The following is a 14873-nucleotide window of genomic DNA, read 5'->3' on the forward strand; positions in this document are numbered from 1 at the left end:
AGGATGGAGCGCATGAGCGCAGCGACCGTGGACTTGATGGACTACTCCGATGTCATCGACCGGTACGACCCGGTGCTCGGCATGGAGGTACACGTCGAGCTGGGCACCGCGACCAAGATGTTCTGCGGCTGCCCGACCGAATTCGGCGCCGAGCCCAACACCCAGGTGTGCCCGGTCTGCCTGGGCCTGCCGGGCTCGCTGCCGGTGGTGAACGAGAAGGCCGTCGAGGCCGCGATCCGCATCGGGCTGGCGCTGAACTGCTCCATCACCCCGTGGGGCCGGTTCGCCCGGAAGAACTACTTCTACCCGGACCAGCCGAAGAACTACCAGATCAGCCAGTACGACGAGCCCATCGCCGCGAACGGCCACCTGGATGTGGTGCTCGATGACGGCACGGTCTTCCGCGTCGACATCGAGCGCGCCCACATGGAGGAGGACACCGGCAAGTCGCTGCACGTCGGTGGAGCCACCGGTCGCATCCACGGCGCCTCGCACTCGCTGCTCGACTACAACCGCGCGGGCGTGCCGCTCATCGAGATCGTCACCAAGCCCATCGAAGGTGCGGGCGAGCGCGCTCCCGAGGTGGCCCGCGCGTACGTGACCGCGCTGCGCGAGGTGCTCAAGTCGCTCGACGTCTCCGACGTGAAGATGGAGCAGGGCTCGATGCGCTGCGACGTCAACGTGTCGCTGATGCCCAAGGGCGCCAAGGAGTTCGGCACCCGCACCGAGACCAAGAACGTGAACTCGCTCAAGAGCGTCGAGGTCGCGGTGCGCTTCGAGATGCGCCGGCAGGCCGTGGTGCTGTCCTCGGGCGGCTCGATCCTGATGGAGACCCGCCACTTCCACGAGACCGACGGCACCACCTCGTCGGGTCGCGTCAAGGAGACCGCCGAGGACTACCGCTACTTCCCGGAGCCGGACCTCGAGCCCATCGCGCCCGACGCCGCCTGGGTCGAGGAACTGCGCGGCACCATCCCCGAATACCCGTGGCTGCGCCGCGCCCGCATCCAGTCCGACTGGGGCCTGTCCGACGAGGTCTTCCGCGACCTGGTCAATGCGGGTGCGCTGGACCTGATCATCGCCACGGTCGACGCGGGTTCCTCGGTCGACGCCGCCCGTTCCTGGTGGGTCGCCTACCTGACCGAAAAGGCCAAGGAGCGTGAGGTTTCCCTCGAGGACCTCCCCATCACCCCGAAGCAGGTCGCCGAGGTGGCGGGCCTGGTCGAGGCCAAGACCATCAACAACAAGGTCGCCAAGCAGGTCGTCGACTTCGTCCTCGCCGGTGAGGGCGAGCCCGCCCAGATCGTCGAAGCCAAGGGCCTCGGCATGGTCTCCGACGACTCGGCCCTGCAGTCCGAGGTCGAGAAGGCCCTCGCCGCCAACCCCGACATCGCCGAGAAGATCCGCTCCGGCAAGATCCAGGCCGCCGGCAAGGTCGTCGGCGACGTCATGAAGGCCACCCGCGGCCAGGCCGACGCCGCCCGCGTCCGCGAACTCGTCCTCGCCGCCTGCGGCGTGGAGGGCTAGCCGAACTCCTCGAAACATCCTGTGGCGCACGGTGATCACCGTGCGCCACAGTCGTTTCCGCCCCCATTAGGTCCGGCCTGCCTACGCTGAGTCCACCCCGCCCACCACATTCTCGAATCGAGGCGCTCGGCACCAGCCGCGCGCCCCGAGCTTTGAGCAATCATGGGCTTGACCCTCACACCGTGTGAGGCCCGAGCCTGGAGGAGTCATGTTCAGTATTGGAGACTTCGCCAGGTTCGGGTCGGTGTCCGTGCGGATGCTGCGCCACTACGACGAGATCGGACTGCTGCGGCCGTTCGAGGTTGATCCCTGTACCGGCTACCGGTCGTATTCGGCCGAACAGCTCGCGCGGCTCAACCGCATCGTCGCGTTGAAGGATCTCGGATTCACCTTGAATCAGGTGGCCGAGATGCTCGACGGGCAACTGTCGGTGGAACGGCTGCAGGGAATGCTGCAGCTGCGCCGCGCCCAGTTGGCCACTCAGGTGGCCGCGGATTCCGCGCGACTCGCGTCCGTCGAGGCGAGGCTCCTGCGTATCGAAAGTGAGGGCGTCATGTCCGAGCAGGAAATCGTCGTGAAACCCCTGTCCGCCACGCTGGTCGCCGAAATGACCGGTGTCGCGGCCGAATCCGGAGAGGCCGCGGTCGGGCCGATCATCGAGCAGCTGTATGCCCGCATGGCGAAGGCGATTCCGGAGTCCGGGCTCACCATCACCGGTGCTCCGATCGTGTATTACGAAGAGCTGGACGAGGGTCTGCGCGTGCACGTCGCGCATCAGGTCGCGGGCACCGCCGCCCCCGGCGCCCCGTTCGATCTGCTCCTGCTGCCGGAGGTGCCCAAGGCCGCCACGCTGGCCCACCGCGGGAAGCTGGCGGAGCTGTGCGTGTCCTTCGAGGCCATGGGGCGCTGGGCCGACGAAAACGGGTACAAGCCCAACGCTCCGATTCGCGAGGTCTACCTCGAGGCCCCCGGCGATCCGGCCTCCGACGAGTGGATCATCGAACTCCAGATGCCGGTCGGCTGACCCTCTCGGCCTTGAAACAACCGCGGCGCACAGCTTTCACTGTGCGCCGCGAGTCGGTCCGGGCTACGAGCGTTCGCCGCCGCCGCCCGCGGCCGGCGGCGGGATCCGCACGACGCGGTCGTCGTACTGGTTGGGGTTGCCGTCGGGCTTGTTGACGGTGCCGACCCAGATATTGCCGTCGCCGCCGAGCGCCGCGCCGTCGAGGCGGCCGTACTTGTCCTGCGCCAGCACCGACGGCGTGGCCGTCACGGCGTGGGTGTCCTTGTCGGCGGTGGCGAGGGCCAGACCCTTCTGATTGGTGAGGGAAATGGCCACCCCGTCGGTCGCGGCCGCACACCCCGCGACACCCGGGTGATCGGGCCACGACCACGCCTTCACCGCGACCCCGTCGGGACCGACGCGTTGCAGCCGGTCCTCGGTCGCGGTGCGGTCGGTGAACCAGATGGAATCCTTGCCGTCGGTGCACACCCCGCCCGCCACGCCGATCCCGGACACCACCACGTCAGCCGATGCACCGGGTGCGGGCGAGTCGATGCTGAGCAGCTTGCCGGCCATCGAGCTGGTGTCGCCCGCCAGCGCCGGATTGCCCGCGTCGCCGGTGAGGATCAACATGCGATTGCGCAGGAAGTCGATCGACCCGCGATTGCCGTTGACGCCCTTGGGGATTCCGGTCAGGATCGGCTTGGGCTCGCCGCCGTCGGTGGAGATGCGCACCACCCGGTTGTCGCTCGCGGTGGTGATGTAGGCGTAGATCAGCCCGTCCTCGCTGAAGGTGGGGGAGAGCGCGAGCCCGGTGATCCCGCCGTCCCCGGCCGGGTCCACATCGAGCTTGGCGACCTCGATCGGCGCGGGCGGCTCACCCTCGTCGGTGGCGACGACCTTCAGGATCCGCCCCGTCATCCGCTCGGCCACCAGCGCGCTCCCGCCGTCGGGCAGCGCGACCAGTCCGGCCGTGGTGTCCAGGCACGAAACCACCACCGCGATATCGGGATCCACGCACGGCAGATCCGGCCGTTTGGCATTGGTGGCCGGGGCCTTCGGCGTGCTGCTGTTGGGCTCGGCGTCCTGCCAGGTCGGTTCGGTGGTGAACGGGCTCGAGGCCCGATCGTCGAAGCGGGCGCAACCGGAGAGCAGTAGCGCACCGAGCGTCACGCCCAATGCGACATTCCGCGCACCCACCCTGACACGGCCTCCGGCAACCAAACTCATGGTTGAGACGTTACGGAAAAGCGGCCGCCGCCGCTCGGACGGGGTGTCGCAATATCGCGCCGTGGCGTGAATCGGACTGTGGACACGCCCGTGTTCTGCTGTGTATCGCGCCCTTCTGGCTAATACTCTGAGCCGGGTGACAGACAAGCCGACCGAGCCGTCCGCCGAGCCGGGCGACACCACGCCCGCAACGCTGCGACCGGCCGGTGCACCGGTCCGCAGCCCCTTCGACTCGCCGACCGAGCAGTTCGCCGCGGCGTCCTCGGTGCAGACCACCGAGAAGACCCCGGACCAGACGACCGAGAAACTGCCCCGCACCGACGAGGAACTCGGCCTGGACCCGGAGGTCCCGCTCTACTCCCAGGTCAAGAACGCCATTCCGGGAGTGGAGAACAGCACCACCACCGAGCCGTCCCCGACCTATTCCTTCGCCAGCATCCCCCCGGCGCCCGCCGCGCCCGCCGACGGCAACGGTCGTCCACGCCGCCGCGACGACCGCCGCGGCACCCTGGACCTCGGACTGCTGTTGCTGCGCTTGGTCATCGGCGGCACCTTCGTCTACCACGGCCTGCAGAAGGCCGCGGGCTGGTTTCACGGGCCCGGCCTGGACGGCATCAAGACCGCCATGGAGAACGGGGGCTGGAAGCACGTCGATCTGGCCGCGCCCATGCTGATCGCCGGTGAGCTCGGCGGCGGCGTCCTGGTCGCCCTCGGCCTGGCCACCCCGCTGGCCTCGGGCGCACTGCTCGCGGTCATCCTCGACGCGTGGATGTGGAAGCAGGGCATGGTGCCCGGATTCCAGTACTCCGCCAAGGGCAACTCGGTCGAACTCGAGTCGATCCTGGCGGGCCTGACCCTGGTCCTGATCCTCACCGGCCCCGGCCGCCTGTCCCTGGACCGCAACCGCGGCTGGGCGACCCGGCCGTTCCTCGGGTCGCTGGCGGTGATCGTCGCCGCGGTGGCGACGGCCATCCTGGTCTATGCCTACCTGCACGGCGGCAACCCGCTCGCCGAAATCGGTCCGTTCGACTGATATACCGAAACACGAAGCGGCCGGGATGATCACCGATCATCCCGGCCGCTTTCGGTTTTCCTAGAACTGGCGTGCAGTCCAGGACTGCCACTCCTGGAAGGTCTCCTGGTGGAGCTGGAGCACCCGGCCCGACTTGGCGTCGATCTCCTGGTTGAGCATCGCCTTGTGCGCGTTGCTCTGCATGATCTCGTCCGGAGTCATCATGAACTCGGTCGATTCCAGGTGCCGCACTTCCGCGGCCAGCTCCTCGGCCTCGGCGAGCAGCGTCTTCGCCTCGGCATTGCGGGCATCCGACCGCGCGAGCATGGCCGAGTAGTCGGCAAGCATGGAGTCGGCTTTGCCGATGTATTCGATTGTCATTCCGTTGCTTTCTTGAATTACGGCGCGGCTTTGCTGAATTACGGCACGCGCCGGACGGCACCCTTGTCGGCGGAGGTGGCGAGCGCGGCGTAGGCCCGTAGCGCGGTCGTCACCGGGCGCTCCCGGTTCACGGGCTGCCAAGGCCGTTCGGACGCTTCCATCTTCACGCGGCGCTCCGCGAGAACCTCTTCGGGGACCAGCAATTCGAGCGCGCGGGTGTGCACGTCGATGCGGATGCGGTCACCGTTCTCGATCAGGCCGATGGACCCGCCGCTGGCCGCCTCCGGGGAGATGTGGCCGATGGACAGGCCCGAGGTGCCGCCGGAGAACCGGCCGTCGGTGATGAGCGCGCACACCTTGCCCAGACCGACGCCCTTGAGGAACGAGGTGGGGTGCAGCATCTCCTGCATGCCCGGACCGCCCGAGGGACCCTCGTAGCGGACCACGACCACATCGCCGGGCTGGATCTCCTTGCCCAGGATCTTGGAGACCGCCTCCTCCTGGGACTCGACCACGACGGCCGGGCCCTCGAAGGTGAACAGGTCCTCGTCGATGCCCGCGGTCTTGAGGATCGCGCCGTCGGGAGCGATATTGCCGCGCAGCACGCACAGCCCGCCCTCGACGGTGTAGGCGTGCGCCTTGTCGCGGATGCAGCCGCCCTCGGCGTCGGTGTCCAGCGAGGACCAGCGGTTCTCGGTGGAGAACGGCACAGTGGTGCGGACACCGCCGGGCGCGGCGTGGAACAGCTCGATGGCTTCCTCGGAAGCCTTGCCGGAGCGGATGTCCCAGGTGTCGAGCCACTCGTCGAAGGACCTGGTGTGCACGGTGGTCACGTCGGTCTGCAGCAGACCGGCGCGGCGCAGTTCACCGAGGATCGCGGGAATGCCACCGGCGCGGTGCACATCCTCCATGTGGTAGTCGGAGTTCGGCGACACCTTCGACAGGCACGGCACCTGGCGCGAGATCTGGTCGATGCTCTGCAGATCGAACTCGATCTCACCCTCCTGCGCGGCGGCGAGGGTGTGCAGCACCGTGTTGGTGGAGCCGCCCATGGCGACGTCGAGGGCCATGGCGTTGTGGAAAGCCTTGGCATTGGCCACGTTTCGCGGCAGCACCGACGCGTCGTCGTCGCGGTACCAGCGGGTGGCGATGTCCACGATCACCCGTCCGGCCTTCTCGAACAGGGCGCGGCGCGCCGCGTGGGTGGCCAGCGTCGAACCGTTGCCCGGCAGCGACAGGCCCAGCGCCTCGGTGAGGCAGTTCATCGAGTTGGCGGTGAACATGCCCGAGCAGGAACCACAGGTCGGGCACGCGGAGCGCTCGACCTCGGTGAGCCCGTCCTCGGAGACGGTCGGCGAGGCGCTCGCGGAGATGGCGGTGATCAGGTCGGTCGGGGCCTGGGCCACGCCGCCGACGACCACGGCCTTACCGGCCTCCATCGGGCCGCCGGAGACGAACACGGCCGGAATGTTCAGGCGCATGGCGGCATTCAGCATGCCGGGGGTGATCTTGTCGCAGTTGGAGATGCAGACCAGCGCGTCCGCGGTGTGCGCGTTGGCCATGTATTCCACGGAGTCCGCGATGATCTCGCGCGAGGGCAGCGAGTACAGCATGCCGCCGTGACCCATCGCGATGCCGTCGTCGACCGCGATGGTGTGGAACTCGCGCGGCACGCCACCGGCCGCGCGTACCGCCTCGGCCACGATCTCGCCGACGTCCTTCAGGTGCACGTGGCCGGGCACGAACTGGGTGTACGAGTTCGCGATGGCGACGATCGGCTTCCCGAAGTCGGAGTCGTCGAGGCCGGTCGCGCGCCAGAGGGCGCGAGCGCCCGCGGCATTGCGTCCGACGGTGGTGGTGCGTGAGCGAAGCGGTGGCATGGGTCAGGTCCTCGGTTTTGTGTGTCGCAGTGGGCTGTTGAGCGACTGTCCGGCGGGGTTCAACGTTACTCCCGGGCCATGACCTCGATCACCGCCGGTAGAAACTCTGCACCCCCGAAACGCCTACGACTCGCCGGTTTCGGCCTCGGGCTGCGTGGTTTCGGCCTCGGGCTCGGTGGATCCGTCCGCGTCGTCGGACTCCTCGGGCTCGGCGAAGGGGTCCGGGATGCGGCCGTGGGAGGCGTCGACCAGAACCGCGAGCTGGCTGTAGCCCACTGCGGGCAGCGTCACATCGGAGTCGTCGGTCAGATGCACCTGCAGGTAGCCGCGATCGGGGATGCGCAGACCCCGCACCTCGGACCAGTCGATGTGCCGCGAGCCGAACATGGTGCGGGTGTCGATCCCATTGTCCGAGACGGTGGTGCGCGTCCGCTCGACCCAATACGCCACCGCCAGCGGGATCGCGAACAGGATCCACAGCACTTTCGGCCAGCCGAAGAAGGGGAAGGCCACGCAGAACAGCAGGATGAACACCCCGAGGTGAGCGAGCCGGGGGATGCGGATCACGCGACCCGCGTCCGATTCGGACTCGGGCGTGTGGGACGATCGAGCAGGTGGCACGGACTGATGCTGTGAGGACACACCCACATCCTTGCATCATGGTGAACGGACCCGATTAACCGCACTGTCTCACATAATGAGACCCAATAGGTCAGCTGTTTGACTGAACGACCAACGCGCAATTACCGTCGAGCGCGTGAATCGAACCGAGCTTCTCGTAATCGGCCGGCGCGTCCAGCGCTGAGCCGACGACTGCAGGTCATTTACGTCAGCTCGCAGCTGCGACGCGCCACCCTCGAACAGCCACCTGGCTGTCGGGGGCTTTTTTGTGTTCAGGCAAGTCCATGAACTGGAACGACAAGCAGTAAAGGAACCAAGACGGTGAGCGCACCTACCGCACGGCCCGGGCCCTCGGCCCGCAAGCCTGCGCCCTCTGCCCAGCCGACCGCGGCTCCGGCCGCGACCCCGAACCGCCGCCAGGTCCCGCCCGAGCGGGTCACCGGCGCGCAGTCGGTCGTTCGCTCCCTCGAGGAGCTCGGCGTCGACACGGTTTTCGGTATTCCGGGCGGTGCGATTCTTCCCGTCTACGACCCGCTGTTCGACTCGACCAAGGTCCGCCACGTGCTGGTGCGCCACGAGCAGGGCGCGGGTCACGCCGCGACCGGCTACGCCCAGGCAACCGGCAAGGTCGGTGTGTGCATGGCCACGTCCGGTCCCGGTGCGACCAACCTGGTCACCCCGATCGCGGACGCGCAGATGGACTCGGTGCCGCTGGTGGCCATCACCGGCCAGGTCGGCCGCTCGCTGATCGGCACCGACGCCTTCCAGGAAGCCGACATCTCCGGCATCACCATGGCGTGCACCAAGCACAACTTCCTGGTCACCGACCCGATCGACATCCCGCGCATGATCGCCGAGGCGTTCCACCTGGCCGCCACCGGCCGCCCGGGCGCGGTCCTGGTCGACATCCCGAAGGACGTGCTGCAGGCGCAGACCACCTTCTCCTGGCCGCCGGAGATGAAGCTGCCCGGCTACCGTCCGGTGACCAAGCCGCACGGCAAGCAGGTGCGTGAGGCCGCCCGGATGATCATGGACGCCAAGGCGCCCGTGCTCTACGTCGGCGGCGGTGTCATCAAGGCCGACGCCAACGAGGAGCTCCTCGAGCTGGCCGAGCTGACCGGCATCCCGGTGGTCACCACCCTGATGGCGCGCGGCGCGTTCCCGGACTCGCACACCCTCAACATGGGTATGCCGGGCATGCACGGCACCGTGGGAGCCGTTGCGGCACTGCAGCGTTCGGATCTGCTGATCACCCTCGGCGCGCGCTTCGACGACCGCGTCACCGGCCAGCTGGACTCGTTCGCGGTGGGCGCCAAGGTGATCCACGCCGACATCGACCCCGCCGAGATCGGCAAGAACCGCCACGCCGACGTGCCGATCGTGGGCGACTGCCGCGAGGTCATCACCGAGCTGATCGAGACGCTGAAGGCCGACCCGGCCGCGTCGGGCAAGGCTCCGCTGCTGGACCTGACCGAGTGGTGGGCGTACCTGAGCAATGTCCGCGACAGCTACCCGCTGGGCTGGAAGACCCCGTCCGACGGTTCGCTCTCGCCCGAGTTCGTGATCGAGAAGCTGGGCCAGATGGCCGGTCCCGACGCGATCTACTGTGCGGGCGTCGGCCAGCACCAGATGTGGGCCGCGCAGTTCGTCAAGTACGAGAAGCCGCGCACCTGGCTGAACTCCGGTGGCCTGGGCACCATGGGCTACGCCGTGCCCGCCGCCATGGGCGCCAAGATGGGTATGCCGGACCGCGAGGTCTGGGCCATCGACGGTGACGGCTGCTTCCAGATGACCAACCAGGAGCTGGCCACCTGTGCCGTCGAGGGCGTGCCGATCAAGGTCGCGCTCATCAACAACGGCAACCTGGGCATGGTCCGCCAGTGGCAGACCCTGTTCTACGAGCAGCGCTACTCCAACACCGACCTGGGCACCCACACCCTGCGCATCCCCGACTTCGTGAAGCTCGCGGAAGCCCTGGGCTGCCACGGTATTCGCGTGGAGAAGGAAGAGGACGTGGAGGCCGCGATCCGTGAGGCGCAGTCGATCAACGACCGTCCCGTGGTGATCGACTTCATCGTCGGCAAGGACGCGCAGGTGTGGCCGATGGTCGCCGCCGGCACCTCCAACGACGAGATCATGGCCGCGCGCGGCATCCGTCCGCTGTTCGACGACGACGAGTCGATCTCCGAGCCGGCCGTCATCCACGAGGCCATGTCGCACGAGCAGGCGTCGCTCACCGCCCACGAGCGTGCCGCCCAGAAGGGGACCCAGGAATGACCACCACCCACACCCTCTCCGTGCTGGTGGAGGACAAGCCGGGCGTGCTGGCGCGCGTGGCGTCGCTGTTCTCCCGGCGTGGCTTCAACATCCAGTCGCTCGCGGTCGGCGGCACCGAGATCCCCGAGATCTCGCGCATGACGATCGTTGTGACGGTGGAGGATCTGCCGCTCGAGCAGGTCACCAAGCAGCTGAACAAGCTGGTGAACGTGATCAAGATCGTCGAGCAGGATTCCGAGTCCTCGGTGGCCCGCGAACTGATCCTGGTCAAGGTGCGCGCCGACGCGTCGGTGCGCACCCAGGTCATCGAGTCGGTGAACCTGTTCCGCGCCAAGGTGATCGACGTGTCGCCCGACGCGCTGACCATCGAGGCCACCGGCACCCGCTCCAAGCTGGACGCGCTGCTGCGCATGCTGGAGCCGTACGGTATTCGAGAGATCGTGCAGTCCGGCGTCGTCGCTGTGGGCCGTGGACCCAAGTCCATCACCGCGACTCGCTGATAATCCATCCCAACGCTTAATCACAGAATCCAAGAAGGAGCTGACCAAAGTGGCAGTCGAGATGTTCTATGACGACGACGCTGACCTGTCGATCATCCAGGGCAAGAAGGTCGCCGTCATCGGCTACGGCTCGCAGGGCCACGCCCACTCGCTGAGCCTGCGCGACTCCGGCGTCGACGTGCGCATCGGCCTCAAGGAGGGCTCGAAGTCCCGCGCCAAGGCCGAAGAGGCCGGCCTGACCGTCGGCACCCCGGCCGAGGTCGCCGAGTGGGCCGACGTGATCATGGTCCTCGCGCCCGACACCGCGCAGGCGTCGATCTTCACCAACGACATCGAGCCCCACCTGAAGGACGGCGACGCGCTGTTCTTCGGCCACGGCCTGAACATCCACTTCGGTCTGATCAAGGCTCCGGCCAACGTCACCGTCGGCATGGTCGCCCCGAAGGGCCCCGGCCACCTGGTGCGTCGCCAGTTCGTCGACGGCAAGGGCGTTCCGGCCCTGATCGCCATCGACCAGGACCCGACCGGCAACGGCCAGGCGCTGGCCCTGTCCTACGCCAAGGGCATCGGCGGCACCCGCGCGGGCGTCATCAAGACCACCTTCAAGGAAGAGACCGAGACCGACCTCTTCGGTGAGCAGGCCGTGCTCTGCGGCGGCACCGAGGAACTGGTCAAGACCGGTTTCGAGGTCATGGTCGAGGCCGGCTACGCGCCGGAGATGGCCTACTTCGAGGTGCTGCACGAGCTGAAGCTGATCGTCGACCTCATGTACGAGGGCGGCATCGCCCGCATGAACTACTCGGTCTCCGACACCGCCGAGTTCGGTGGCTACCTGTCGGGCCCGCGCGTCATCGACGCCGGCACCAAGGAGCGCATGAAGGCGATCCTGGCCGACATCCAGGACGGCACCTTCGTCAAGCGCCTGGTCGCCAACGTCGAGGGCGGCAACAAGGAGCTCGAGGCCCTGCGCAAGGAGAACGCCGAGCACCCGATCGAGGTCACCGGCGCCAAGCTGCGCGGCCTGATGAGCTGGGTCGACCGCCCGATCACCGAAACCGCGTAAGGTTTCCAGCTTTACGAAGGCCCGCCGGGGATTCCCTGGCGGGCCTTCGCTTTTCGCGCATGAAGGGGGTATGCGCGAGGTATCCGATGCCGCGGGCTACCAACTGCCGGTGGGCGGGAGCACCTGGCGCCAGCAGCAGTTGCCGCGGTTCCAGTCGCCGTTCCAGCCGTCGTGGTCCCAGTCGTCGCGGTCGTGGTTCCAGTCGTCGCGGTCGTGGTTCCAGTCGTCGCGGTCGCGATCGTGGCGGTGGTGCCAGTCATCGTTGTCCCAGCCGCCGTCCCCGTGGTGCGGCCACGCCACATCGCCGGGGGAGGGCTGGAGCGGAACATCTGCGGAGGCCGGAATCGTCACCGCGGCAAGAGGAATCAGAGCGATCGCACCGGCAGCGGCCACCCGGGCCGTGATCCGGCGTAAAGGTATCGACGTCATGGTCAGCAACTGTGCCCGAAAGATCATGCTTCGCGATAGGGATTCCCTGTGAATTAGGGGCCCCAATGGTCCTTACGTATGACGTCAACCCCGAATCAACCCTGGAACCCATTGCACGGCAACGGCCCCGCAGGAATTCTCCGTCGGGGCCGTTCGCCAAGCGGCTGTCAGTAGTGCTTGCCGCAGTCGCGGGCTCTGACCGTCGGTCAGATCAGAGCGCCTGCTCCTGCACCGACCACGGCACCGGTCGCCAGGCCGACCACGCCGCCGATCACGCATCCGGGCGGCGCGGTGAGCGGGGCGATGATCGGAGCGAGGGGTCCTGCCGGGAGGGTTGCGATGGCCGCGCCCGCGATGCAACCGATGACGGCGCCGCCGGCGGCTCCGGCCAAGGCGCCCGCCGCAATATGGTCGGAGCGGCTGGGAGCGACACCGATCGAGCGGGTGAACTGCGAGATCTGTGCTTCGGGACCGGCCAGGGTGCTGTTGATCTGGGCGACCTGGTCGTCGCTGAGGAAGTCCGGCGCGATGGCGGTGAGGTCACCGGCGCGCAGTTCGCGCGGGTTGGTGGGCACGATCACGCCGATATCCGGTGTCGGCTCCGGCGCGTGCAGGTCACCCGGCTGGATCGGGGCGGGGGAATAGTCGCGCTTCGGGTCCGGCCGGGTCGGTGCGTAATCGCTTTGCGGCGCAACACCGTGCGCGTCGTCCTGCGGCGAGACCTGCTGAGCCGGCTGCGGGGTTATCGTGACGCCCGGCTGGGCGCCACCGGAATTGGGGGAGCTCGGATCCGGCTGGGTCACACCGGGTTGCGGTGCGGCGTGGCCGACAGCGCTGATGCCCAGCGCCGCGGTCATCGGGATGGCGGTGACGGCGGCGCGCAACAAAATGCGCTGGGCCGCAGTCTGCCTACGGTGCTTCGCCATGGGTGAAGCCCAACCTTTCCTGTACACAACAACGTTCGAGCACCGCAGGATCGGTGAACCGGTATGGCGGCGCGGCGAGATCGTTGTGCCGGTAGGCAATTGCCGTTATCGGCGACATGGACCCAACCCCCCCTTGCGGTCTTGCATCGGTCGCCAGATGTGAGCGCGACCACGTGACAGTAGATCCGCCACGGAAATATCCGTCAAACCCTATGGCATGCACTATGTCGCAGATCACAAAACGCGTGAAACCCATTGCACAGCAACGGCCCCGCGGAATCTCTCCCGCGGGGCCGTTCGCAATGCGGCTATCAGTAGTGCGTGCCGCCGTCGATCCGAATCTCGGTACCGGTAATGAACGCACCATCATCCGACGCGAGCATCGCCACCACACCGGCCACGGTATCCGGCGAAGCAAACCCCTGCCCGATCCCGGGAGCCAGCTTCATGAACAGACTGAGATCCGCATCCGCAGGCAGCCCCGGCCCCCGTCCATCGGTCATATCACTCGAAATCGACCCCGGCGCAACAGCAACCACCCGCAGCCCCTGCTTCGAGTACTCCGCGGCGAGCGCGTGAGTCATCGACATGATCCCGCCCTTGGACGCCGCGTAAGCAGACATGTACGGGTGCGCGAAGAACGCAGAAGTCGACGTGAAGTTGACGATCACACCCTTCTCCGACTCCAGCAACTGCGGCAGCGCTTCCTTGATCATGAGGAAGGTGCCGGTCAGGTTCACCGTAATGATCTTGTTGAAATCAGCGAGCGGCATCTCGTGCGTATGCGCCGACCGCAGAATCCCGGCCGCATTGATCAGCGCGTCGATCCCGCCGAGGGTCTCGACGGCCGCCGCGACTCCGGCCTTGACCGATTCCTCGTTCGAGATATCGACAACCAGCGTAGTGAGCCGATCCCCGTTCCCATTCTCGGCGGCCTGCTTGGCGGTCTCCGCCAGCGCTGCCTCGTTCACATCCGCACCCACGACCCGACCGCCTTCGGTCAAAATCCGATGCACGGTAGCCCGCCCGATCCCGGATCCGGCTCCGGTAATCACTACTCGACGGCCATCAAAACGCTCCATTGCGAATCTCCTCAACTATGTCCTCAGCCTCCATCTGACACGCTACGCCTACATGGCACAGCATGCCACCATGGCATCCCGTCGACTAGGATCGATACTTGATTCCCACGCCAAAGGAGGTGAAATGTCCGCCCAACCCCTCGACTCCCCCTCGCGCCGCCCCTCCCTGGCCGAACGCCGCAAACTCGAAACCCGCATGGAAATAGCCCGCACCGCAGCCCGCCTCTTCGCCGAACACGGCACAGCCGCGGTCACCGCCGACCAAATCGCCGCCGAATCCGGCGTAGCCCTCCGCACCTTCTACCGCTACGCCCGCACCAAGGAGGAGTCGGTCGAACCCATGCTCGCCGCCGGCGCGCAGCGCTGGTTGGCTGAGATCGGGGCAGGCCCCCGCCGCTTGCCAACTCCGGCTGAGTTCCAATCAGCCGCGGTCCGCTCCCTGGCGCTCGGTGACAGCCCTGGAGACCTCGAAATCACCCGAGGCCTCCTCCGGGCTATGGAAACCGACCCGACACTTCGTGCCATCTGGCACCGAATCAACCTGGAGACCGAACGCGGCCTAACCCGTATTTTGACGGATTTGTCCGGCTCCCAGGCGGATCCGTTCCGCATCCGCCTGACTTCGGCGGCCGCAGCCGGCGCAATCCGTGTGGCCCTTGAGCTTTGGGCAGCCCAAGATGGCATCCCGGAACGCAATGCTTCTCCCGCGGACTTGGTCGTCCGCTGTATGCGCCAACTCCACGTCGCTGAATAGGTGCCGTGCGCCGCGCTGGATCGGGCGACGTATCGACCACTGCAGGGACCATTTGGTTTGTTTAGCTACCGGTCGATTCGCCAAACTACCTGGCCCCCGTCGATGGTCGTTGAAGTGCCGATCGGTGCGCCGGGACCGAGCCGCGCAATGCGCGGGGCATCGTTTCGCATGTGTCGTATGCCACGTCC

14 protein-coding genes are annotated in these 14873 nt (G+C 67.3%); 7 read left to right on the forward strand and 7 right to left on the reverse strand.

Translation table 11 applies throughout. From position 1 onward, the window contains the following. Positions 1–12: 12 nt before the first annotated feature. Both gatB and GPX89_RS04170 read left to right on the forward strand, forming a co-directional pair. On the forward strand, positions 13–1527 hold the full coding sequence (gene gatB, locus GPX89_RS04165) for an Asp-tRNA(Asn)/Glu-tRNA(Gln) amidotransferase subunit GatB (RefSeq protein ID WP_157355224.1): 1515 nt from the start codon (positions 13–15) through the stop codon (positions 1525–1527). A gap of 208 nt (positions 1528–1735) precedes the next feature. Then, positions 1736–2551, forward strand: a complete 816-nt coding sequence (locus GPX89_RS04170) for a MerR family transcriptional regulator (protein WP_157355225.1) — start codon at positions 1736–1738, stop codon at positions 2549–2551. A gap of 63 nt (positions 2552–2614) precedes the next feature. Here GPX89_RS04170 and GPX89_RS04175 read toward each other — a convergent pair whose 3' ends face one another. Continuing rightward, a complete protein-coding gene (locus GPX89_RS04175; RefSeq protein ID WP_157355226.1) occupies positions 2615–3760 on the reverse strand; it encodes a PQQ-dependent sugar dehydrogenase in 1146 nt (381 codons plus the stop codon). Between the two features lie 136 nt (positions 3761–3896). On the opposite strand from GPX89_RS04175, the gene GPX89_RS04180 reads away from it, so the two are divergent. Beyond that, positions 3897–4793 carry a DoxX family protein gene (locus GPX89_RS04180; RefSeq protein WP_328601493.1) on the forward strand — a complete coding sequence of 299 codons (897 nt, stop codon included), beginning with the start codon at positions 3897–3899 and terminating at the stop codon, positions 4791–4793. A gap of 60 nt (positions 4794–4853) precedes the next feature. On the opposite strand, the gene GPX89_RS04185 is transcribed toward GPX89_RS04180, so the two are convergent. The 3 genes from GPX89_RS04185 to GPX89_RS04195 form a co-directional block, all read right to left on the reverse strand. Next, entirely contained in the window at positions 4854–5153 is a 300-nt protein-coding gene (locus GPX89_RS04185; protein ID WP_157355227.1) for a hypothetical protein, read from the reverse strand. Between the two features lie 38 nt (positions 5154–5191). Further along, complete coding sequence (gene ilvD, locus GPX89_RS04190; protein ID WP_157355228.1) at positions 5192–7033, reverse strand: dihydroxy-acid dehydratase; 1842 nt, start codon at positions 7031–7033, stop codon at positions 5192–5194. A gap of 123 nt (positions 7034–7156) precedes the next feature. Further along, positions 7157–7675, reverse strand: a complete 519-nt coding sequence (locus GPX89_RS04195) for a PH domain-containing protein (protein ID WP_328601494.1) — start codon at positions 7673–7675, stop codon at positions 7157–7159. 300 nt (positions 7676–7975) lie between these two features. Between GPX89_RS04195 and GPX89_RS04200 the strand changes: the two genes are divergently transcribed. From GPX89_RS04200 to ilvC, 3 genes are all read left to right on the forward strand, one after another. After that, positions 7976–9931: an acetolactate synthase large subunit gene (locus GPX89_RS04200; RefSeq protein ID WP_328601495.1), complete on the forward strand. Its 1956-nt coding sequence runs from the start codon at positions 7976–7978 to the stop codon at positions 9929–9931. Beyond that, positions 9928–10431, forward strand: a complete 504-nt coding sequence (gene ilvN, locus GPX89_RS04205) for an acetolactate synthase small subunit (protein ID WP_157355229.1) — start codon at positions 9928–9930, stop codon at positions 10429–10431. Before GPX89_RS04200 ends, ilvN begins: the two co-directional genes overlap by 4 nt. 61 nt (positions 10432–10492) lie before the next feature. After that, positions 10493–11494, forward strand: a complete 1002-nt coding sequence (ilvC, locus tag GPX89_RS04210; protein WP_157387016.1) for a ketol-acid reductoisomerase — start codon at positions 10493–10495, stop codon at positions 11492–11494. A gap of 96 nt (positions 11495–11590) precedes the next feature. Here the strand turns inward: ilvC and GPX89_RS04215 are convergent, their stop codons facing one another. From GPX89_RS04215 to GPX89_RS04225, 3 genes are all read right to left on the reverse strand, one after another. Then, the gene (locus GPX89_RS04215) at positions 11591–11923 is read right to left on the reverse strand and encodes a hypothetical protein (RefSeq protein WP_157355230.1); all 333 of its coding nucleotides are present in this window, start codon (positions 11921–11923) and stop codon (positions 11591–11593) included. Between the two features lie 206 nt (positions 11924–12129). Then, positions 12130–12849, reverse strand: a complete 720-nt coding sequence (locus GPX89_RS04220) for a hypothetical protein (RefSeq protein ID WP_157355231.1) — start codon at positions 12847–12849, stop codon at positions 12130–12132. A gap of 311 nt (positions 12850–13160) precedes the next feature. Beyond that, complete coding sequence (locus tag GPX89_RS04225; protein WP_157355232.1) at positions 13161–13931, reverse strand: SDR family NAD(P)-dependent oxidoreductase; 771 nt, start codon at positions 13929–13931, stop codon at positions 13161–13163. A 124-nt stretch (positions 13932–14055) separates the two neighbouring features. Here GPX89_RS04225 and GPX89_RS04230 point away from each other — a divergent pair, with 124 nt between their 5' ends. Continuing rightward, positions 14056–14685 carry a TetR/AcrR family transcriptional regulator gene (locus tag GPX89_RS04230; RefSeq protein ID WP_157355233.1) on the forward strand — a complete coding sequence of 210 codons (630 nt, stop codon included), beginning with the start codon at positions 14056–14058 and terminating at the stop codon, positions 14683–14685. Positions 14686–14873 lie beyond the last annotated feature (188 nt).

This window comes from Nocardia terrae, from assembly GCF_009760405.1.
GTDB lineage: Bacteria > Actinomycetota > Actinomycetes > Mycobacteriales > Mycobacteriaceae > Nocardia > Nocardia terrae.